The sequence below is a fragment of the Streptomyces monashensis genome, assembly GCF_001866665.1.
Classification (GTDB): Bacteria; Actinomycetota; Actinomycetes; order Streptomycetales; family Streptomycetaceae; genus Streptomyces; species Streptomyces monashensis.
In genome coordinates, this window is record NZ_MLYO01000018.1 from 267,257 (window position 1) to 287,098 (window position 19,842).

Annotated in this window: 14 protein-coding genes, 2 tRNA genes, 1 other RNA gene and 2 pseudogenes; 11 read left to right on the forward strand and 8 right to left on the reverse strand. The window is 73.5% G+C overall.

The genetic code is table 11. The annotated features are described in order from the left end of the window. Positions 1 to 130: 130 nt before the first annotated feature. The 4 genes and pseudogenes from BIV23_RS11385 to BIV23_RS11400 all read left to right on the forward strand — a co-directional run. Positions 131 to 268: pseudogene (locus BIV23_RS11385) on the forward strand (SDR family oxidoreductase); the annotation flags it as partial. Between the two features lie 168 nt (positions 269 to 436). Beyond that, positions 437 to 2,224 carry a copper resistance CopC/CopD family protein gene (locus BIV23_RS11390; RefSeq protein WP_425443477.1) on the forward strand — a complete coding sequence of 596 codons (1,788 nt, stop codon included), beginning with the start codon at positions 437 to 439 and terminating at the stop codon, positions 2,222 to 2,224. 19 nt (positions 2,225 to 2,243) lie between these two features. Then, positions 2,244 to 2,447: a prevent-host-death family protein gene (locus BIV23_RS11395; protein ID WP_071380717.1), complete on the forward strand. Its 204-nt coding sequence runs from the start codon at positions 2,244 to 2,246 to the stop codon at positions 2,445 to 2,447. Positions 2,448 to 2,451: 4 nt separating this feature from the next. Next, a complete protein-coding gene (locus tag BIV23_RS11400) occupies positions 2,452 to 2,772 on the forward strand; it encodes a type II toxin-antitoxin system RelE family toxin (protein WP_071380662.1) in 321 nt (106 codons plus the stop codon). Positions 2,773 to 2,821: 49 nt separating this feature from the next. Here the strand turns inward: BIV23_RS11400 and BIV23_RS11405 are convergent, their stop codons facing one another. Together BIV23_RS11405 and BIV23_RS11410 are read right to left on the reverse strand one after the other, a co-directional pair. Continuing rightward, on the reverse strand, positions 2,822 to 3,418 hold the full coding sequence (locus BIV23_RS11405; RefSeq protein WP_245790485.1) for a hypothetical protein: 597 nt from the start codon (positions 3,416 to 3,418) through the stop codon (positions 2,822 to 2,824). Beyond that, the gene (locus BIV23_RS11410; RefSeq protein ID WP_071380663.1) at positions 3,415 to 6,261 is read right to left on the reverse strand and encodes a DEAD/DEAH box helicase; all 2,847 of its coding nucleotides are present in this window, start codon (positions 6,259 to 6,261) and stop codon (positions 3,415 to 3,417) included. The genes BIV23_RS11405 and BIV23_RS11410 overlap by 4 nt, the downstream gene beginning before the upstream one ends. A 580-nt stretch (positions 6,262 to 6,841) precedes the next feature. Between BIV23_RS11410 and BIV23_RS51720 the strand changes: the two are divergent. Then, positions 6,842 to 6,925: pseudogene (locus BIV23_RS51720) on the forward strand (DNA-binding protein); the annotation flags it as partial. Positions 6,926 to 7,123: 198 nt separating this feature from the next. Here the strand turns inward: BIV23_RS51720 and BIV23_RS11415 are convergent. Continuing rightward, a tRNA-Ser gene (locus BIV23_RS11415) sits at positions 7,124 to 7,208 on the reverse strand. A 120-nt stretch (positions 7,209 to 7,328) separates the two neighbouring features. Here BIV23_RS11415 and ffs point away from each other — a divergent pair. The 6 genes from ffs (at position 7,329) to BIV23_RS11445 (ending at position 15,935) form a co-directional block, all read left to right on the forward strand. After that, an RNA gene (gene ffs, locus BIV23_RS11420) (signal recognition particle sRNA small type) lies at positions 7,329 to 7,425 on the forward strand. Between the two features lie 38 nt (positions 7,426 to 7,463). Further along, positions 7,464 to 9,764, forward strand: a complete 2,301-nt coding sequence (locus BIV23_RS11425) for a DNA polymerase III subunit gamma and tau (protein ID WP_071380664.1) — start codon at positions 7,464 to 7,466, stop codon at positions 9,762 to 9,764. A 143-nt stretch (positions 9,765 to 9,907) separates the two neighbouring features. Then, the gene (gene purD, locus BIV23_RS11430) at positions 9,908 to 11,176 is read left to right on the forward strand and encodes a phosphoribosylamine--glycine ligase (protein WP_071380665.1); all 1,269 of its coding nucleotides are present in this window, start codon (positions 9,908 to 9,910) and stop codon (positions 11,174 to 11,176) included. A 287-nt stretch (positions 11,177 to 11,463) separates the two neighbouring features. After that, positions 11,464 to 13,221 carry a M48 family metalloprotease gene (locus BIV23_RS11435; RefSeq protein ID WP_071380666.1) on the forward strand — a complete coding sequence of 586 codons (1,758 nt, stop codon included), beginning with the start codon at positions 11,464 to 11,466 and terminating at the stop codon, positions 13,219 to 13,221. Positions 13,222 to 13,468: 247 nt separating this feature from the next. Beyond that, positions 13,469 to 14,965 carry a N,N-dimethylformamidase beta subunit family domain-containing protein gene (locus BIV23_RS11440; protein ID WP_071380667.1) on the forward strand — a complete coding sequence of 499 codons (1,497 nt, stop codon included), beginning with the start codon at positions 13,469 to 13,471 and terminating at the stop codon, positions 14,963 to 14,965. Positions 14,966 to 15,035: 70 nt separating this feature from the next. Continuing rightward, positions 15,036 to 15,935, forward strand: a complete 900-nt coding sequence (locus BIV23_RS11445) for a phosphoribosylaminoimidazolesuccinocarboxamide synthase (RefSeq protein ID WP_071380668.1) — start codon at positions 15,036 to 15,038, stop codon at positions 15,933 to 15,935. A gap of 51 nt (positions 15,936 to 15,986) precedes the next feature. On the opposite strand, the gene BIV23_RS11450 is transcribed toward BIV23_RS11445, so the two are convergent. The 5 genes from BIV23_RS11450 to BIV23_RS11470 form a co-directional block, all read right to left on the reverse strand. Next, positions 15,987 to 16,059: transfer RNA gene (locus BIV23_RS11450), tRNA-Gly, on the reverse strand. A gap of 23 nt (positions 16,060 to 16,082) precedes the next feature. Continuing rightward, the gene (locus tag BIV23_RS11455; protein ID WP_071380669.1) at positions 16,083 to 16,697 is read right to left on the reverse strand and encodes a response regulator transcription factor; all 615 of its coding nucleotides are present in this window, start codon (positions 16,695 to 16,697) and stop codon (positions 16,083 to 16,085) included. Further along, complete coding sequence (locus BIV23_RS11460; protein WP_071380670.1) at positions 16,694 to 17,947, reverse strand: sensor histidine kinase; 1,254 nt, start codon at positions 17,945 to 17,947, stop codon at positions 16,694 to 16,696. The genes BIV23_RS11455 and BIV23_RS11460 overlap by 4 nt, the downstream gene beginning before the upstream one ends. Before the next feature lie 24 nt (positions 17,948 to 17,971). Further along, positions 17,972 to 18,781, reverse strand: a complete 810-nt coding sequence (locus BIV23_RS11465) for an ABC transporter permease (protein WP_071380671.1) — start codon at positions 18,779 to 18,781, stop codon at positions 17,972 to 17,974. Further along, the gene (locus BIV23_RS11470) at positions 18,778 to 19,746 is read right to left on the reverse strand and encodes an ABC transporter ATP-binding protein (RefSeq protein WP_071380672.1); all 969 of its coding nucleotides are present in this window, start codon (positions 19,744 to 19,746) and stop codon (positions 18,778 to 18,780) included. The genes BIV23_RS11465 and BIV23_RS11470 overlap by 4 nt, the downstream gene beginning before the upstream one ends. Positions 19,747 to 19,842: the final 96 nt, after the last annotated feature.

A 19,842-nucleotide genomic window follows, 5' to 3' on the forward strand; every position in this document is an offset into this window, starting at 1 on the left:
CGGGGGTGCCCCGGGAACCGGCCGGCTGTCGTGGGCGGCTCACGTCCCGACGCGCGCGAAGCGGTCGCACTCCTGCGGGGTGCCGAGGGCGGGCAGTGGCGTACGAGGACGGCACCCTTGCCTCCACGCCGCCGCCCCCACCGGCCGCCTGGGCCGCCCCGAGGACGTGGCCGACGCCTGTGTGTTCCTGGCCTCGCCGTTCGCGAGCTGGATCAGCGGGCACGACCTGGTCGTGGACGGCGGCGTCTCGGCCCGCCCGACGTGGTGAGCAGCGGAGCCGAACCCTCCGTACCTGTAAGGAACACGGCGGGCCGACGGAGGGGACCAGGTGCACTTGCGCGACGGACACCGAGGGCCGGGCCGACGCCCGAACGGACGCCCGAACGGACGGCCGGGCGGACGGCCGAGCGGACGGCTGAACCGCTGGCCGCGGCGCCTGGCCCTGCTCTGCACCGGCCTGTTCCTGCTCCTCCTCGGCGCGGCGGCCCCGGCCTCGGCCCACGCGGCCCTGCGCGCGACGGACCCCGCCGACGGCACCGTCCTGCGTACGGCCCCCCGCCAGGTGACCCTGACGTTCACCGAGTCGGTCGGCCTGCTCACCGACTCGTTCCGGGTCTACGACCCCACCAACCACCGCGTGCGCACCGGCGCGGCCGGCCACGCCTCCGGCCGTGCGGACACCGCCCGCGTCCCGCTGCCCGCCAGGCTCGCCCAGGGCACCTACACGGTCGCCTGGCGGGTGGTCTCGGCGGACAGCCACCCGGTCTCCGGCGCGCTGACGTTCTCGGTCGGCACGCGCACGGCGACGGTCGCGGCCACGGCCCCCGACACCACGGAGAACCCGGCGACGGCGGCCCTCTACGGCATCGCGCGCTACCTCGCCTACCTCTCCGTGGCCCTCCTCCTCGGCACGGCCGCGTTCGTGGCGTACTGCCGCCCGCCGAGGGCGGCCCCGCTGCGCGCCCCCGTCCTGGCGGCGGCCTGGACCCTCATCGCGTCCACGGCGGCCCTGTTCGCCCTGCGCGCACCGTACGAGGAGGGCACGGCCCCGGCGCGGGCGCTCTCCCCCACCGCCCTCGCCCGTACGGCGACGACCCGCCCCGGCGAACTCCTCCTCGCCCGCCTGGCGTTGCTGCTGCTGGCCGCCGCGGTCGTGCTGGTGCTGCGGGCCCGCCGCACCCGGCTGCCCCGCCGCGCGACACTGACGGTGGCCGCGGCCGTGTCCGTCCCCCTGGCCCTGACCTGGTCGGCGGCCGAACACGCCTCGGCGGGCATCCAGGTCCCGCTGGCGATCACCTCTGCCACCCTCCATCTGCTGGCCATGGGGACCTGGCTGGGCGGCCTGGCCGCGCTCCTGCGCATCCTGTCCCGGACCAGGGCGCTCCCGCTCTCGGTCCCGGTCCGCTTCTCCCGCCTGGCCCTCGGCTCGGTGACGGTCCTGGCCGTGACCGGCGTCTACCAGTCCTGGCGGGGCCTCGGCTCCTGGCAGGCCCTGACGGACACGACGTACGGCCGCACCCTGCTGGCCAAACTGGCCGCGGTGGCCGCCCTGCTCCTGGCGGCGGCCTGCTCCCGCACCTGGACGACCCGCATGGCAGGGGCACGGACACAGACGCAGACGCAGACGCAGGTACGGACGACAACCCCGGCCCGGATCCCCGAACCGGCTACGGGCCCCCCACTCCCCGAGACCCCGCCCCCTCCCACGCCCACGCCCACTCCGTCCCCGTCCCTCCTCCTCCACCACCTGCGCCGCTCGGTACTGGCGGAGGCTGCCGTGGCCGCGGTGGTCCTGGCCCTGACGACGCTCCTGACCAGCACCGTCCCCGGCCGCACGGCGACGGAGACGGCGCGGTCCACCACGGCGGACGCGGGCATCCCGACGGCATCGGTGACGACGATCCCCTTCGACGTCGGCACCCCGGGCGGCCACGGCAAGGTCCAGATCACCCTGGACCCCGGCCGGGTCGGCACCTGCTCCGTCCAGGCGGTCGTCTACGGCCCCGACGGCGGCCTGTCCACCGTCCCCGAACTCCGCATCACCCTCACCCTCCCCGACCGACGCATCGGCCCCCTGGACACCAGGGTCACCGACCGCGGCGGCTACTGGGCAGTCGACTCCTTCACCCTCCCCCTTCCGGGCACCTGGACGATGAAGGCGACGGTGCGCGTCTCGGACGTGGACCAGGTGACGGTGTCGGCACCGGTGCGGGTGACGCGGTAGACATCAACCCGTGGGCTTGATGTACATCTGCTACATCACTCGGCGTGGCAAGCAGGAAGCCGTCGTGATCGGCATCCGGGAGTACCAGCGTCTGCGTGAGATCGCGGAGAACGCCGAAGGAGCGTGGCTCAACCGACTGGCCGACGAAGCCGAGTCCGAGGGCACGGAGGGTGCGGTCTCGCTCGAAGAGACGGCTGCCTTGGTGCGTGCCCATCAGGGCTGATCCCATGGGGTACGTCACGCGCTTCGCATCGCACGCTCAGCGGGACATGCTCAAGATCCCACGCCCGGACGCCCTACGCATCCTGCACCGCCTCACCGAACTCCGGAAGGCGATGGATGCGGGGGACACCGCGTCGTTCGACATCGAGGCCCTCCAAGGGCACAGTGCCCGCTGGCGGCTCAGGGTCGGCGACTGCCGCGTCGTCTACACCGTTGAGGACGGTCGGCTGATCGTGTGGGTCCTGGCCGTCGGCAATCGTCGCGACGTCCACCGCCAAGTCCCGTGGACCTCCCCGCGGTGCAACCACGGAAGTGGAGCAGCGTGAGTGTGTCCCGCTTCTGTTCGTGGGTCCTGGTCAGCGGGGAGTCGCCTCCTTACTCCCCGTTCTGCGACCAGACCGCGGTGAGCGCGGTGACCGGGTCGCTGTCGGCCGGTGCCGCGGGCCACCATTCGCCGTCGTCGTCCTGGAGGTAGGGGTACCAGCGGGCGTCGGGGCCCAGACGCAGTTGGATGCCGTGGTGCGTGAGGGTGAGGCGGTTGCGCCAGGTTCTGAGGTGTGTGGGGGAGTCGGTCATCTCGGCGAGGGCCGCGTCCAGGGCGGTGCGGGTGGCCTTCATCACCGTCGGGTCGGGGGTGTGGGGCTGTTCGGCGACGGTGATGCCCGTGGGGCCGCCGTGGCGCCAGGCGCGGGTGAGGCGTGCGAAGGCAGTGGGGTTGGTGCCGGTGTTCTGGATCAGGTGGTGGAACCACTCGGGTCCGGGGTTGCTTGCGGCGATGCGGACGGCGTCCTGGTGCTGGGTCAGATGCAGGTCGGCGGTGTCGCCCGCGAGGAGTCGGGCGGCGCGCGCGGCGGCGTCGGCCATGAGGCGTTCCAGGTCTGCGGCCGCGAGGCCGCTGCCGGGTGGCGGGGCGACGGGCAGTGCTGTGGTGTGGGCGGGCGCACGGCGCGGGCCGGGGACGGCGGGGCTCATGACTGCCTTCCCAGGGCGACGAGTTCGGCGAGGTCGGCGTCGGACAGTTCGGTCAGGGCTGCCTCGCCGGAGCCGACGACGGCGTCGGCGAGGGCGCGCTTGGCTTCGAGCAGCTTCGCCACCTTGTCCTCCACGGTTCCCTCCGCGAGGAGCTTGTGCACCTGGACGGGTTTGTCCTGGCCGATGCGGTAGGCGCGGTCGGTGGCCTGGTCCTCGACGGCCGGGTTCCACCAGCGGTCGTAGTGCACGACGTGAGTGGCGCGGGTGAGGTTGAGTCCGGTGCCCGCCGCCTTCAACGACAGCAGGAACACCGGCACTTCACCGCGCTGGAAGCGGTCCACCATCTCCTCGCGCCGCGCGACGGGGGTGGCACCGTGCAGGAAGAGAGCGGGGACGCCGCGCTCGGCGAGATGCTTCTCCAGCAGAGCCGCCATCTGTTTGTACTGCGTGAAGACCAGCACGGATTCGCCTTCGGCGGTGATGGTGTCGAGAAGTTCGTCGAGCAGGTCGAGCTTGCCGGAGCGACCCCGCAGGGGAGTGGACTGGCGCAGGCTGTGCTCTTTCAAATACTGGGCGGGGTGGTTGCAGATCTGCTTCAGCGCGGTGAGCAGCTTGAGTACCAGACCGCGTCGGGCGATGCCCTCCGACTCCGCGATCTTCGCCATGGTCTCGCGGACCTGTGCCTCGTACAGGCTGGTCTGCTCGGCCGTCAGCGGGACGACGTGGTCGGTCTCGGTCTTGGGCGGCAGTTCGGGCGCGATGCCGGGGTCGGACTTCTTGCGGCGCAGCAGGAAGGGACGTACCAGACGGGACAGGAGCTCGGCTGCCTCGGGATCCTCGCCCGCCTCGATGGCGCGGGCATGCCGGTCACGGAAGGCGGCGAGTGTGCCGAGGAGCCCGGGGGTGGTCCAGTCGAGCAGTGCCCACAGTTCGGAGAGGTTGTTCTCTACGGGGGTGCCGGTGAGAGCGACGCGGGCGCGGGCGGGCAGGGCGCGCAGTTCGCGGGCGGTGACGGCGTAGGGGTTCTTGACGTGCTGGGCCTCGTCGGCGGCCACCAGCGACCAGGCTGTCTCGGCGAGCACTTCGCGGTCGCGGCGCAGCACCCCGTAGGTGACCAGGACGATCTCGTCGCCGGCCAGGTCCTTGAGGTGGCGGTCGCCGCCGTGGTAGCGGCGTACGGGGGTGAGCGGTGCGAATCTGGCGGCTTCGCGCTGCCAGTTGCCGAGCAGCGAGGCCGGGCAGACGACAAGGGTGGGTCCCGCGGTGGCGGGGTCGCTCTGGCGGTGCAGGTGCAGAGCGAGCAAGGTGATGGTCTTGCCCAGGCCCATGTCGTCGGCGAGACAGCCGCCGAGGCCGAGTGCGCACATCTCGGCCAGCCAGGCCAGGCCCCGCTTCTGGTACTCGCGCAACGTGGCCTTGAGCGCGGCTGGCTGGGGCACGGGGGTGCGGGATTCGGGGTCGCGGATACGGGCGACCAGGTCGCCGAGCGCACCGACCGCCGCACAGGGGACCCGGTCACCGTCCCTCCCCCAGCCTCCGGCCGGGGGGACCCCCATCTCGCTTCGCTCGGCCTCGCCGGTCAGCGCGGCGCTCAACGCCTCCATGGGGGTGAGCGGTTCCATCCGGCGGCGCTTGGCGCGGGCCACCAGCTTCGGGTCGGCGACCACCCACTGGTCGCGAAGCCGGACGAGGGGACGGCGTGACTCCGCGAGGGCATCCATCTCGGCCTCGGTGAGCGGCTCGCCGCCGAGGGAGACCTGCCAGCGGAAGTCGAGGAGGGCCTCGGTGTCCAGCAGACCGCCCGCGGTGGAACCGGGGGCGGTGCGCTGCCCGATCTCCGCGGTCGCGGTGAGTGCCTTGACCAGTTCGCGCGGCCAGTGCACGTCGACACCGGCCGCGCGCAGCGCGTCCGTGGCGTCCCCGAGGAGGCCGAAGGCTTCGTCGTCGGTCAACCGGAGCTGATCGGGAGCGGCATCGTCGAGCAGCCTCCGCAGTGGGGGCCAGGAGCGGGCGCCGCGGCGCAGGGCGAGCAGCGTCTCGGTCTCGGCGCGCGGGCCGAGCAGCCGCTCCACCTCGGTCGGCTCGCTCCACAGCCGTGCGGCCTCGATGACGAGCGCCGGGTCCGACGCGGTGTGCAGTTGCAGGACGGCCCGGAACTGCCGTCGGCGTCCTTCGGGTACGTCGACGCGCAGGGAGACACTGACCTCGGAGGTAAGCGCCGCCTGGGTTTCCTCGGCCCACTCACGCAAGGTGGGCACGGCACGGACCTCGCGCCAGGCGTACGGCAGCGCTCCCATGGCGAGCGGCGCGGCCGGGGTACGGACCAGATCATCGGCGACCGCGTCGCAGAACTGGCGTACCAGCGCAGCCGGTTCGGCGATCCGCACCGGCGCAGAGCCTGGCTCGGGCAGGCAGTGGGCGTGTGGCGGGAAGGCGGCGGCCAGGGCGTCCAGCATCTGGCGCTGGGCGGCGGTGAAAGGGCCCGCCTGCCAGGTGTCGTAACCGGCGGGGGTGAGGGCCGGGTGGAGGCGGCCGTCGGCGAGCAGCCGCAGCGCGAAGCGAGTGGCGGCCTGCCAGGCGGCGCCGGAGGGATGCGTCGGCTCCGCATCGGCCAGGGCGGAGACAGCGACGGCGACAGGCAGCGCGTAACCCTCGACCCTGCGCCGCCTGACCGAGCGGCCGTGCGGCAGGACCAGCTCCACCGCCTCGGTCTCAAGGCCGGCGGGCGTCACACTGTCTCCGGCCGCCGCCCCGGTCGGCTTCCACAGCAGCAGCCGCCCGAGGCGGGCGGGCTCACCGGGCAGGAACACCGCCGCCCAGCCGGCGCCGAGCAGCTCCCTCACGAAGGCGGACGTCTCCTGCCGGGCCGGCGGCGGTGCGCCCCTCGTATTCGGCTCTCGTACGACGACTCGTGCCACTCTCTTCCGCCCTGTCGCTTGCCGGACCCTCCCCTGGGCCGCTCACTACCGAACCCCACCAGGCAACGTCACACGCGGGCAACCAGGGGCCTTGCCTTGACTGCCGGCGACGGCGCCACGACGGATGCGCCGCCGCTGAATACACCGGTCCTCAACCGTACGGTGCGGCGCCAGGGTGCGGCCATGAGCACCTGGGACCCAGCCGTGCCGGAGGCGTTGGCCGAAGAGGCCACCGTCGCCGCCTACGGCGAGGATGAGCAACTCACCGGCTTTTTCACGATGATCGAGGAGAGCCTTGCCATGCCGTTCACCACGACCGTTCTCGGCGTCGAGGTGAGCGTGGTCGGTGTCGATCTGGCCGAGGACGGGCGCGTGGCCGCACGCTGCGCCCGAGGGGCGGTCCGACAGTACACGGACGAGCAGGGGCCTTCAGCGAGGAAGAGCTGGCCGAGGCGCGGGCGCGGATCTTCGGTACGACGTCGGCCGCCGGCGGTGCGAGCGCCGGGTGAGCGGGCACATCGGAACCGTCGTCCTGGACAGCGAGGGGCTGTCGGCCTGGGTGGCGCAGGACCGGAAGGTTCTGGCGATGTCGCATGACCGCGTTCGGCGTCAAAGCTCCTCAGGGGCTGCGCCGGTCGCCCTGTAGGACCTGAGCGTGCGCCCCTTCTGTTTGAGGATGTGTCCTAAATGTCGCCTATAAATGCAACCGAAACTGCAACCAGGGCATGCCGAAGAGCCGGACCGCAATGAGCGGTCCGGCTCTTCGTTTCGCCTGTTCAGGCGGCTGCGGAGGATACGAGATTCGAACTCGTGAGGGGTTGCCCCCAACACGCTTTCCAAGCGTGCGCCCTAGGCCTCTAGGCGAATCCTCCGCCGGAAACATTACATGACCGAGGGGAGTGCTCGCGAACCCGTTCTCGCAGGCCCGGATCGGGACCGACCCCGGCCGGTGATCGGGTACTGAACGCGGTCCGCGATCGGGTACTGTGGGGTCCAGCCCCTCACGTGGCGCTATCTGACTGAACTCCCCCAGGGCCGGAAGGCAGCAAGGGTAGGTCGGCTCTGGCGGGTGCGTGGGGGGCCCTTGTTTTCCCGGGTTGTCAGTGGGCGCCTATAACCTCGTATGCGTGTCGTCTCTCGCGCTGTACCGCCGCTATCGCCCGGAGACCTTTGCCGAGGTCATCGGGCAGGAGCATGTCACCGACCCGTTGCAGCAGGCGCTGCGGAACAACCGGGTCAATCACGCGTACCTGTTCAGCGGGCCGCGCGGTTGTGGCAAGACGACCAGCGCGCGCATCCTCGCCCGCTGCCTGAACTGCGAGCAGGGCCCCACCCCCACCCCGTGCGGTGCGTGCCAGTCGTGCCGTGACCTCGCACGCAACGGCCCGGGCTCCATCGACGTCATCGAGATCGACGCCGCGTCCCACGGCGGTGTGGACGACGCCCGTGAGCTGCGGGAAAAGGCCTTCTTCGGGCCCGCCGGCAGTCGGTACAAGATCTACATCATCGACGAGGCCCACATGGTCACGTCGGCGGGCTTCAACGCGCTGCTGAAGGTCGTCGAGGAGCCGCCGGAGCACCTCAAGTTCATCTTCGCCACGACCGAGCCCGAGAAGGTCATCGGGACGATTCGGTCGCGTACGCACCACTACCCCTTCCGGCTCGTGCCGCCCGGCACGCTGCGGGACTACCTCGGCGAGGTGTGCGGGCGGGAGGACATCCCGGTCGAGGAGGGCGTGCTGCCGCTGGTCGTGCGCGCCGGCGCCGGGTCCGTGCGTGACTCCATGTCCGTCATGGACCAGCTCCTCGCCGGTGCGGGAGAGCAGGGTGTGACGTATGCCATGGCCACCTCCCTCCTCGGCTACACCGACGGCTCGCTGCTCGACTCCGTCGTCGAGGCCTTCGCCACCGGGGACGGGGCAGCGGCCTTCGAGGTCGTCGACCGCGTCATCGAGGGCGGCAACGACCCGCGCCGCTTCGTCGCGGACCTGCTGGAGCGGCTGCGGGACCTTGTGATCCTCGCCGCCGTTCCGGACGCGGTGGACAAGGGGCTCTTCGACGCCCCGGTCGACGTCCTGGAGCGGATGCAGGCCCAGGCCTCCACGTTCGGCGCCGCCGAGCTGAGCCGCGCCGCCGACCTGGTCAACGAAGGCCTGACCGAGATGCGCGGCGCCACCTCGCCCCGCCTCCAGCTGGAGCTGATCTGCGCGCGCGTGCTGCTCCCCGCCGCCTACGGCGACGAGCGCTCGGTGATGGCCCGCCTCGACCGCCTCGAACGCGGCGTCAACTTCTCGGGCGGTGCCGGCGCGCCCGCCATGGGGTACGTCCCCGGCCCCGAGGCCCACGGCCAGGGCGGCGGTGCGCCGGTCGCGCCTGTCGCGCCGACGCCGCCGGTCCCGCCGGGCGGCGGTCCCGCCGCGGCCCGTGCCGCCGTCCGCGCGCCGGGCGCTCCGGCAGCACCGGCGTCCGCCCCCGCCGCTCCGCAGCCCGCACCGGCCCCGGAGCCCGCACCGGCCCCGGAGCCCGCACCGGCCCCGGAGCCCGCCCCCGCGCCGGCCCCCGAGCCCGCCGCCGCCCAGGCACCGGCGCAGCCCCCGGCCTCCTCCGCTCCTGCGGTCGGCGCCTGGCCCACGGCCTCCCCGGCCGGTGGCGGACGGCGCCCCGGTGGCTGGCCCACAGCCGCCCCGGCAGGCGGCCAGGGGCAGCAGGCCCAGGCCCCCGGCCGTGCGCCCGCGCAGCCGCAGCACCAGGCAGCCCCGTCCCCGGCCCCCGCGCCGACGGCCACGGCAGCACCGGCCCCCGCACCCGCCGCGGCCCCGGCACCGGCCGGCGGCCTCGACCCCCGCGTCCTGTGGCCGAACATCCTGGAGGCCGTCAAGAACCGCCGCCGCTTCACCTGGATCCTGCTCAGCCAGAACGCCCAGGTGGTCGGTTTCGACGGCACGACGCTCCAGCTCGGCTTCGTCAACGCGGGCGCGCGGGACAACTTCTCCGGCAGCGGCAGCGAGGACGTGCTGCGGCAGGCGCTGGCCGAGCAGTTCAACGTGCAGTGGAAGATCGACGCGGTCGTCGACCCCTCCGGCGGCTCCGCGCCCCCGGCCCCGGCCGGCGTCGGCGGAGGCGGAAGCGGTGGCTACGGCAGCGCCCCCGCCGGCGGTGGCTACGGCGCCCCGGCCGCACCCCGCCCCGCGGCGTCCCAGCCCGCCTCGCAGGCCCCCGCGTCCCCGCAGTCCGGCCCCGCGGTCGCTCCGGCGGCACCCGCCCCCGCCTCGCGGCCCACGCCCGCCCCCGAGCCGCCCCCCGTCGCACCCGAGGACGACATCCCGGAGGACGACGACCCCGACCTGGACGAGTCGGCTCTCTCCGGCCACGAACTGATCGTGCGGGAGCTGGGGGCGACGGTGGTGGAGGAGTTCTCGAACGAGTAGCCAGGCGGCCGGCTCACGCGCGTACCTCGTCCGAGCGGCGGGTCTCCGGGGTCGTCCACGGGGTCTCTTCCGGGCTTCTTTGGAGGAAACTCCAGCAAACCCGGCCCCCGGTCTTCGGCAACCTTGCCATTAGGCTGACCCCCGTGAAGGTCCTCGTCATCGGCAGCGGCGCCCGCGAACACGCCCTGTGCCACTCCCTGTCCCTCGACCCCGACGTCACCGCGCTGCACTGCGCCCCCGGCAACGCCGGCATCGCCGAGGTCGCCCAGCTGCACCCGGTCGACGCGCTCGACGGCAAGGCGGTGGCCGAACTGGCCGCGGGCCTCGGCGCCGAGCTGGTCGTCGTCGGCCCGGAGGCCCCGCTGGTCGCCGGGGTCGCCGACGCCGTCCGGGAGGCGGGCATCCCCGTCTTCGGCCCCTCGAAGGAGGCCGCGCGGCTGGAGGGGTCCAAGGCCTTCGCCAAGGACGTCATGGCGGCGGCCGGGGTGCCGACCGCCCGTTCCTACGTCTGCACGACCGCCGAGGAGGTCGCCGAGGCCCTCGACGCCTTCGGCGCCCCCTACGTCGTCAAGGACGACGGCCTGGCCGCCGGCAAGGGCGTCGTCGTCACCGAGGACGTCGAGCAGGCGACGGCGCACGCCGCCGCTTGCGACCGGGTCGTCATCGAGGAGTTCCTCGACGGCCCCGAGGTCTCCCTCTTCGCGATCACCGACGGCGAGACCGTCGTACCGCTCCAGCCCGCCCAGGACTTCAAGCGCGCGCTCGACGGCGACGAGGGCCCCAACACCGGCGGCATGGGTGCGTACTCACCGCTTCCGTGGGCCGACCCGAAGCTGGTCGAGGAGGTGCTGGAGACGGTCCTGCAGCCGACCGTGGACGAACTGCGCCGCCGCGGCACGCCGTTCTCCGGTCTGCTCTACGCCGGCCTCGCGATCACGAGCCGCGGGGTCCGGGTCATCGAGTTCAACGCCCGCTTCGGCGACCCGGAGACCCAGGTCGTGCTGGCCCGGCTGAAGACGCCGCTGGCCGGTGTCCTGCTGGCCGCGGCGAACGGCACGCTCGCCGACCTGGCGCCGCTGCGCTGGAGCGAGGACGCCGCCGTGACCGTCGTCGTCGCCTCGCACAACTACCCGGGCACGCCCCGCACCGGCGACCCGATCACCGGCCTCGCCGAGGTGGCCGCCGAGGACGCCCCGCACGCGTACGTGCTGCACGCCGGGACCAGGCGGGACGGCGACGCCGTGGTGAGCGCGGGCGGGCGCGTGCTGTCCGTCACGGCCGTCGGCGGCGACCTGTCCGAGGCGCGCGAGCGGGCGTACCGGGCGGTTGGCCGGATCGGGCTGGACGGCTCCCAGCACCGCACCGACATCGCCGCGAAGGCGGCGCGGGAGGCCGCGGCGGCCCGCGCCTGACCTGGTCGGCCGTCCGACCTGTTCTCCCGCAGGACCGCACCCGGGCCCCGGATCCACGATCCGGGGCCTGATCTTTGCTGTCTGTCACCCACCTCTGACCAAAGCCATTCCATCGAGTGAGCAATCGTCTATACGGCTGACGGGGGCCGGGGCCCCAACTAGGGTGCCGCGCAAGCGTTCCGGCACTTGGCCCACCGGCATTGCGATGTCAGTGGTGGGTGCCACAGTGGGGGAGTGAGCACCACCAGGCAAGCACGGCAACGGCAGCGAGGGGGTGAGGTCGGCACGTGAGCGGAATCGGTGTTGTGGAAGTGGGCGCGCAGGCCGCGCGTTCCCGGGCCCTGGCCGTCCTGCGGGTCCGGGGCCGGGCGGTGGCCGCGGCCCTCCTGCCGGCGGGCGCCGCGGTGATCCTGCTGACCGGCGGCTCCACGGGCCACCTGGTCGGCCCTGGCTGGGACGCGGCCCGGATGGCGGTGAGCGCGCTCGCCCTGCTGGTGCTGGTGGCCGCCGCCGGCATCGCCCTGGTCGTGGCCCGCGCCCGCCCCGCCATGACGCCCACGGTGGCGATCCCGGAGGAGTCCGCCCCGGATCTGTACCGGCTGGTGCGTGACCTCGCCGACCGGCTCGACGTGCCGGCGCCCTCGGCGGTCGCCCTCACCCCGGACTGCGACAGCTGGCTGGAGGACCGCACGCACGCGGCGCACGGCCCACCTGCCCGCTCCGCGCCCGACGAGATAACGGGACCCCCCGGCTCCCCGCCCCCGCGCCGTACGCCGGTCGCACCGGTCCTCGTGATCGGCTCCCCGTTCCTGTGGTGGATGCGCGTCGGCGAGCTGCGCGCGGTCCTCGCCCCGGTCGTCGCCGGTACGGGCCCTTCGGCGCACCCCGACATAGCGGCCGCCCGCCGCTTCGTACGCGGGCTGGACGCGGCGCTCGCGGTCGCCTCGGCGCCCGGTCGCGGCGCGCTGGCCCGGCCGGCGTGCGCGGCGCTCGGCTGGGTGGCCCGGCTGCTGCTGAGCGGCTGCCGGGAGCACGCGACGCAGATGGAGCGCGGGGTCGCGGCAGCCGCGGCCGAGCGTGCCCAGGCGGTCGACTACGGCCTCAGGATCGTCGCCCAGGAGCAGGTCGGCCTCGCCTACGCGGGCTGGGACCGGCTGCTGACCCGGGTCGCGCTGCCTGCCTGGCGCATGGGCCGCTGGCCCGCCCGGCTGGACGCGGGCGTGGTCGCGGCGCTCACCGAGCTGTCCCGGCGCGACCGGCTGGCCGAGGGCTTCGCCTCCCGGCTCGGCGAGCGCCCCGCCTGCGACCTGCTGGAGGAGCCCGGCACGGTGGACGAGGCCGCCTCGCTGCTCGCCGCCCGCCTCTTCCACGGCGGCCCCGCCGAGCCCGGCCCCGACTGGGCGCCGGTGGACTGGCAGGCGTATCCGGAGGAGGTCGTGGACCGCACCTGGCGCGCCGAGGCGGCCCGGCTGCACCGCGTCCTGGACGCGCTCGGCGTGCGCCCCTCGGCCGGCCCCACGGGCCCCGGCGGCCCGACCCTGGCCCGGGTGCTGGACCACCTCACCGAGCCCGCCGACGCGCTGCCCCACCGGGCCGCCTCCCGCACCGCCGGCGAGCCTCCGGAGGCCGACGACGCCGAGGCCGGCACGGAGCGCAGCGCCGCCCTCGCCGCCCGGCTGAGCGCCGAGCTGGCCCGGGAGGAGGCCGTCGCGCCGAGCGGGGCGAGCCCCGCGGGCGGCAGCCCGGAGAGCGCGCTGTGGGACGACGGCGCCCTTCCGCTCTTCCCGCTCCAACCCCCGCGCAGCGGCCGCGACCTCCTCGCCGACCACGTCACGGCGATGGTGTGCTGCGCGGCCGTCGACAACGCCGGCGCGGCCCCGGCCCTGGACTGGCTGGACGGCCCCTCCCTGCTGCTGGACGGCGAGCGGGCTTCCGACCTGACGCCCAAGGTGCTCAGCCTCATCGAGGAGGGGGACCCGGGCCCGCTGCGCGACTGGCTGGCCGCGACCGGAATACGTCCGGAAAAGCCCGTACGGCTCGTCTGACGGACCTCGTTCCACAGGCGTCCAATGGGAGCCCTGACTTCCACTTCAGGTCAATTCGCGACGACCGGTGACCGAGCGCGTGCGTTATGTGATGTGCTGGGAGCGACCACGCACCTGGCAAAGGCGTGCGACATACGACAGCACGGCCGAGCACAGCGAGCTCCACCGAGCACTGCCGAGCACACCGAGCACAGCGAGCACCACCGAGACAGGGCCGACACGGGGGACCTGAGGGAGGGGAGCGATCATGGCCTCGGACCACATTCGTCGCTGGGAGTCCGGAGCGCTCGCGCACGCCGTCACGGACCCGTTCGGCCAGGGCCCGGTGCCCTGGCTGCGCGGCAGCGAGACGTACTTCGACGACACCGGTCACGTCGTGCCCTGGTACGTCGACGCCACCACCCAGCAGCACACCGCGAGGGCCGCGCGCGTCCCCGCGCCGCGCACCTCCCCCGGCGGCCCCCGCTCCGCCGACGACGTGCACCGCCAGATCAAGGGCTTCACCTCCACCGGCGCGGTCGCACCCGGCGAGGCGATCGACTTCCGCATCACGGTCGACCCGCCCCAGGAGTTCAGCGTCGACATCTACCGAATCGGCCACTACGGCGGCGACGGCGCCGCCAAGATCACCACCAGCCCCCGGCTGTCCGGCATCGTCCAGCCCGCCCCGCTGACCGCCGACCGCACGGTCTCCTGCCACCACTGGTGGCTCTCCTGGCGCCTCCAGGTGCCCGTCCACTGGCACATCGGCGCCTATGTGGCCGTCCTGACCACCGTCGACGGCTACCGCTCCCACGTGCCGTTCACGGTCCGCGACGACCACCCCGCCGACCTGCTCCTGCTGCTGCCGGACATCACCTGGCAGGCGTACAACCTCTACCCGGAGGACGGCCACACCGGCGCGAGCCTGTACCACGCCTGGGACGAGAAGGGCCGCCTCCTCGGCGAGGCCGACGCGGCGACCACGGTCTCCTTCGACCGCCCCTTCGCGGGCGCCGGCCTCCCGCTCCACGTCGGCCACGCCTACGACTTCATCCGCTGGGCCGAGCGCTACGGCTACGACCTCGCCTACGCCGACGCCCGCGATCTGCACGCCGGCCGCGTCGACCCCACCCGCTACCGGGGCCTGGTCTTCCCCGGTCACGACGAGTACTGGTCGGCGCCGATGCGCCGGGCCGTCGAGGACGCCCGGGACCGGGGCACCTCGCTGGTCTTCCTGTCCGCCAACACCATGTACTGGCAGGTCGAGTTGGGCCCGTCCCCGTCCGGCGACGCGGACCGGCTGCTGACCTGCCGCAAGCGCAAGGGCCCCGGAAAGCCGGTGCTGTGGCGGGAGATCGACCGGCCCGAGCAGCAGCTCGTCGGCATCCAGTACGCGGGCCGGGTGCCCGAGCCCGCCCCGCTGGTCGTCCGCAACGCCGGGCACTGGCTGTGGGAGGCGACCGGCGCGCACGAGGGCGACGAGATCGACGGCCTGGTCGCCGGCGAGGCCGACCGGTACTTCCCGCGCACCCCGCTGCCCGAGTGCGACGAGCGCATCCTGCTCGCCCACTCCCCCTACACCGACAACGACGGCGCCCTGCGCCACCAGGAGACCTCCCTGTACCGCGCCCCCTCCGGCGCCTGGGTCTTCGCCTCCGGCACCTTCGCCTGGTCCCCGGCCCTGGACCGCCCCGGCCATGTGGACCCCCGCATCCAGCGCGCCACGGCGAACCTCCTGGACCGCATCTGCAAACGCGACTGACCCCCCGAGCGCAGTGGACCACCCCATACGGGAGAATCGAGGCACTTGGACAGAACCACGGGGAGGAACCGTGTCCGGATTCGTAGAAAAGCCCGAGCCGATCCAGGTTCCGGGCCTGGTGCACCTGCACACCGGCAAGGTGCGCGAGCTGTACCAGAACGAGGCGGGCGACCTCGTGATGGTCGCCAGCGACCGCATGTCCGCCTACGACTGGGTGCTGCCCACCGAGATCCCCGACAAGGGCCGCGTCCTCACCCAGCTCTCCCTGTGGTGGTTCGACCAGCTCCGGGACCTCGCCCCCCACCACGTCCTCAGCACCGAGCTGCCCGCGGGCGCCCCGGCCGACTGGGCGGGCCGCACGCTGGTCTGCAAGCAGCTGAAGATGGTCCCGGTCGAGTGCGTGGCCCGTGGCTACCTCACCGGCTCGGGCCTGCTGGAGTACAACGAGTCCCGTACGGTCTGCGGCCTCGCCCTCCCCGAAGGCCTCGTCGACGGCTCCGAGCTGCCCGCCCCGATCTTCACCCCGGCCGCCAAGGCCGAGGTCGGCGAGCACGACGAGAACGTGTCCTACGAGGAGGTCGCCCGCCAGGTCGGCGCCGAGACCGCCGCCCAGCTGCGCCAGGCCACCCTCGCCGTGTACTCCCGCGCCCGGGACATCGCCCGCGACCGCGGGATCATCCTGGCCGACACCAAGTTCGAGTTCGGCTTCGACGGCGACGCCCTGGTCCTCGCCGACGAGGTCCTCACCCCGGACTCCTCCCGCTTCTGGCCGGCCGACACCTGGCAGCCGGGCCGCGCCCAGCCGTCGTACGACAAGCAGTTCGTGCGCGACTGGCTGACCTCGGCGGAGTCGGGCTGGGACCGCACGAGCCAGCAGCCCCCGCCGCCGCTGCCGGCCGAGGTCGTCGAGCGGACCCGGCAGAAGTACGTGGAGGCCTACGAACGCCTGACGGGTCACAGCTGGGCGTAGGACAGACCCACACGCGAAAGGCCCCCGGAGAACCGGGGGCCTTTTCGACGGAGCGGACGACGAGGCTCGAACTCGCGACCTCAACCTTGGCAAGGTTGCGCTCTACCAACTGAGCTACGTCCGCAGTGCGCCGTGGCGCGAGAGCAACTATACCCAACCTCGCTCGCGTGCGAGACGCACTGCCGTATGACGGTTCTCGGCGCCGAGCTTGGTGACGGCCGAGGAGAGGTAGTTCCGCACGGTCCCGGGGGACAGCGCGGCCCGCTCGGCGATCTCCGTGACCGGCGCCCCGTCGGCCGCCAGCTCCAGCACCTCGGCCTCCCGCGCGGTCAGCGGGGAGTCCCCGGCGGAGATCGCGTCGGCGGCCAACTCCGGGTCCACGTAGCGGTTTCCGGCGTGCACGGTGCGGATGATCTCGGCGAGCCGCTGGGCGCTGACGGTCTTCGGGACGAACCCCCGCACACCGGCCGCGAGCGCCCGTTTCAGATGGCCGGGCCGGCCGTGACCGGTGACGATCAGCACCCGGCAGTCCGGCAGTTCGGCACGCAGGGATGTGGCGACCCTCACACCGTCGGCGCCCGGCATCTGGAGATCGAGTACGGCCACGTCGGGCGCGTGGGCCCGGGCCATGGCGAGGGCCTCGGGTCCGGTCGCGGCCTCCGCGACGACGAGGAGGTCGTCCTCCAGTGACAGCAGCGCGGCCAGGGCGCCCCGGATCAGATGCTCGTCGTCGGCGAGCAACAGCCGTACCGGACTGCTCACAACATGACTCCGCTCACTTCTCTCGCCTCCTGTGTCAGCGGCACCTCGGCCGCCAGCCGGAACCGGTCGTCGCCGACCCGCCCGGCCCGGAGCGTCCCGCCGACGGCGGCCAGCCGCTCGCGCAGCCCGGCGAGACCGGAACCCCCACCCCCGTGGGGGGTTCCGGCCACTCCGTCGTTCTCCACCGTCAGCACCACACGCCCCTCCTGCATCTCCAGCCGCAGAGCGCAGTGGCCCGCGTCGCCGTGCCGCAGCACGTTGGTGGTCGCCTCGCGCACCACCCAGCCGAGCACCGACTGCACCTCGGCGGGCAGCCCCGCGGTCCGGTCGCCGACCTCGCAGTCGATGCCGGCGGCCGTCAACACGCCCTGCGCGCCCACGAGTTCGGCGCCTAGGTCGGCCTCGCGGTAGCCGCGGACGACGGCCCGCACCTCGCGCTGGGACTCCTGCGCGACGCGCTGTACCTCGATCATCTGCTCCACCGCCTCCGGCCGCCCGCGCCGGGCGAGCTGGACGGCCAGCTCGCTCTTCAGCGAGATCACGGACAGGTTCCGCCCGAGGACGTCGTGCAGATCCCGCCCGAACCGCAGCCGCTCCTCGGCGACGGCGAGCCGGGCCTCGGTCTCCCTGGCGCGGTCCGCCTCCCACATCACGGAGAGGGTCCAGGCGCCGCAGCGGCCCGCGAGCAGGGTGAAGAGCGACTGGAAGACGGTCGTCACGGCGGTCGCCACCACGCCGACGGCGCTGTGGTCGGCCCAGCCGAAGGCGGCGGTGATCAGGACGGTGAGCAGTGCCGCCCTGAGGAGAAAGGTGCGGACCGGCACGGTGAGTCCGTAGAGCAGCCCGAACGGCATCAGCAGGCCGCCGATCGCCATCCGGACCGGTACCGGCTTGGCCGCGTCCAGCGCGACGAGCGTCACGAGGACCGCGAACCCCAGTCCCAGCAGGGCGGCCGGGAAGCGCTGGGTGCCGGGCGGCAGTTCGGTGCGGCCCAGACAGGCGTCGAGCGTGGTCCTCACGAGCGCGTTCGCCGTCGCGCACTGCGCGATCGACACGAGGGCGAGGACGGAGCCGAGGACGACCGCGACGGGCCGGTGGGCGAGCCCGGCGGGTAGCGGCAGGAGCACCCAGCAGCCGGCGATGAACCAGATCGAGCAGTGCCAGGTGATGACGCTGTACAACTCGACCCGCTCGACCTTGCTCCGCTGACCCCAGTGCCGCTGCTGCCAGCGTCGTATCCGGCCCGTCATCTGCTCCCCCGTACCCCAGGTTCCTCACCGTCGCGGTTCCCAGCGGAACCACCGGCGTCCAGCAAACACCGCCAGGATCGCCCAGGCCAGCGCGGTCCCCAGGGCGCCGAGAACCTCGTACCCGCTCAACTGGCCGGTCCAGCCGCCCCGGACGAGCCGGATCGGCGCGGACAGCGGGAGCATCTCGCAGACGGAGGCGAGCCGCCTCGGCATGATCTCGGTCGGGAACGTGATCCCGGAGCCGAGCATCGACACGAACATCAGCGGCAGGGCGGTGACCTGCCCGCTCTCCACGGTCCGGGTGAAGGCCGCGGTGAGCGCGGCGAGCCCGGCGCTGATCACGAGCCCGGCCAGCACGCCCGGCAGCAGCAGATACGGTGCCTTGGGCGCGCCGGTGTGCAGCAGCGCGGCGCACGCGGCGGACACGACGACCGCCTGGGCGAGCCCGATGCCGACGGCGGGCAGCGCGGTGCCGGCGAGGATCTCGGCGTCGGAGAGCTCGCCGGTGCGCAGCCGCTTGAGGACGAGTTCCTCGCGGCGGGCGACGTAGGCGTTGACCAGCGAGGTGTAGACGGCGAAGAGGAAGGAGAAGCCGATCGCGGCCGTCAGCATGGTCGTGCCGACGGTCAGGCCCTGCTTCTTCAGGTCGACGTGGTCGAGCGCGGGCCGCACGCTGAACGGCAGCAGCAGCGGCACGGACACCGCCGTGAACACGACACCCCGGTTACGGGCGAGCAGCGCCAGCTCCGCCCGGCCCAGCGCCCGCAGCCGCCCTGCGGCCGTCGTCGGGGACGCCCCGCGTGCCCGTGTGCCCGCGACCTCGAGCGTGCTCATGCCGCCACCTCCTGTGCCTGTGCCGATGCCTGTCCTCGTGTCTGCTCGCGCGCGATCCCCAGGAACGCCTCCTCCAGCGAGGCGGAGCGAACGTCCAGGGCGCGCAGTTCGACCCCGGCCCGCTCGGCCCAGGTCAGCACCCGGGTCGCCGTCAGCTGGAGTTCGGTCGTCCGCAGCCGTACGACCCTGCCCTCCACCTCATGGCCGCTGACGCCGAGTTCGGCCAGCGGCGGCAGGTCACCGAGGAAGTAGCCCTGGGGCAGTTCGAAGGACATCCGGGAGGGCCGGCCGGCGGTCACCTCGGCCGGGGTCCCGGAGACGGCGATCCGGCCCTCGTGCAGGATGGCGAGCCGGTCGGCGAGGCCCTCGGCCTCCTCCAGGTAGTGCGTGGTGAGCAGTACGGTCGTGCCCGCGTCGCGCAGCGCGCGCACCAACTCCCAGGTGTCCCGGCGCCCTTCCGCGTCGAGCCCGGTCGTCGGCTCGTCGAGGAAGAGCACCTCGGGGTCGTTGAGCAGCGCCAGCGCGAGGTCCAGCCGCCTGCGCTCACCGCCGGAGAGCTGCTTGACCCGCACCTCGTGCTTGCCGGTGAGCCCGACCAGCGCCAGCGCCTCGGCCTCCGGCCGGGCCCCGCTCGTGCACCCGGCCCACATGCGGGCGGTCTCGGCGACGGTCAGCTCGGCCGGGAACCCGCCCTCCTGGAGCATGACCCCGGTGCGGGGCCGTACGGCGGCGCGTTCGCGGTACGGATCGTGGCCGAGGATCCGGATCCGGCCCTCGGCGGGCTCGGCGAGGCCTTCCAGCAGTTCGACCGTCGAGGTCTTTCCCGCGCCGTTGGTGCCCAGCAGGGCGAAGATCTCCCCGCGTGCGACGGAGAAGGAGATTCCGCGTACGGCCTCGAACCCGCCCCCGTAGACGCGTTTGAGATCGGTGACCTCAATCACGTGCTCGTGTTCGTCGTAGTCCATGGGACCAGCGTCCCGGCGCCCCGGGTCGTTCGGCAGTGCGCGGTGTCATCACCCCGCATGACAAATGTCAGAAGGCCGATCGACGGGCAACGAAAA

Bases quoted from the DNA above. Each gene is read 5' to 3' on its own strand.
- BIV23_RS11395 (WP_071380717.1), top strand. From the start codon at position 2,244: ATGTACATCTGCTACATCACTCGGCGTGGCAAGCAGGAAGCCGTCGTG.
- BIV23_RS11400 (WP_071380662.1), top strand. From the start codon at position 2,452: ATGGGGTACGTCACGCGCTTCGCATCGCACGCTCAGCGGGACATGCTC.
- BIV23_RS11405 (WP_245790485.1), bottom strand. From the start codon at position 3,418: ATGAGCCCCGCCGTCCCCGGCCCGCGCCGTGCGCCCGCCCACACCACA.
- BIV23_RS11440 (WP_071380667.1), top strand. From the start codon at position 13,469: ATGGCCTCGGACCACATTCGTCGCTGGGAGTCCGGAGCGCTCGCGCAC.
- BIV23_RS11460 (WP_071380670.1), bottom strand. From the start codon at position 17,947: ATGACGGGCCGGATACGACGCTGGCAGCAGCGGCACTGGGGTCAGCGG.
- BIV23_RS11465 (WP_071380671.1), bottom strand. From the start codon at position 18,781: ATGAGCACGCTCGAGGTCGCGGGCACACGGGCACGCGGGGCGTCCCCG.
- BIV23_RS11470 (WP_071380672.1), bottom strand. From the start codon at position 19,746: ATGGACTACGACGAACACGAGCACGTGATTGAGGTCACCGATCTCAAA.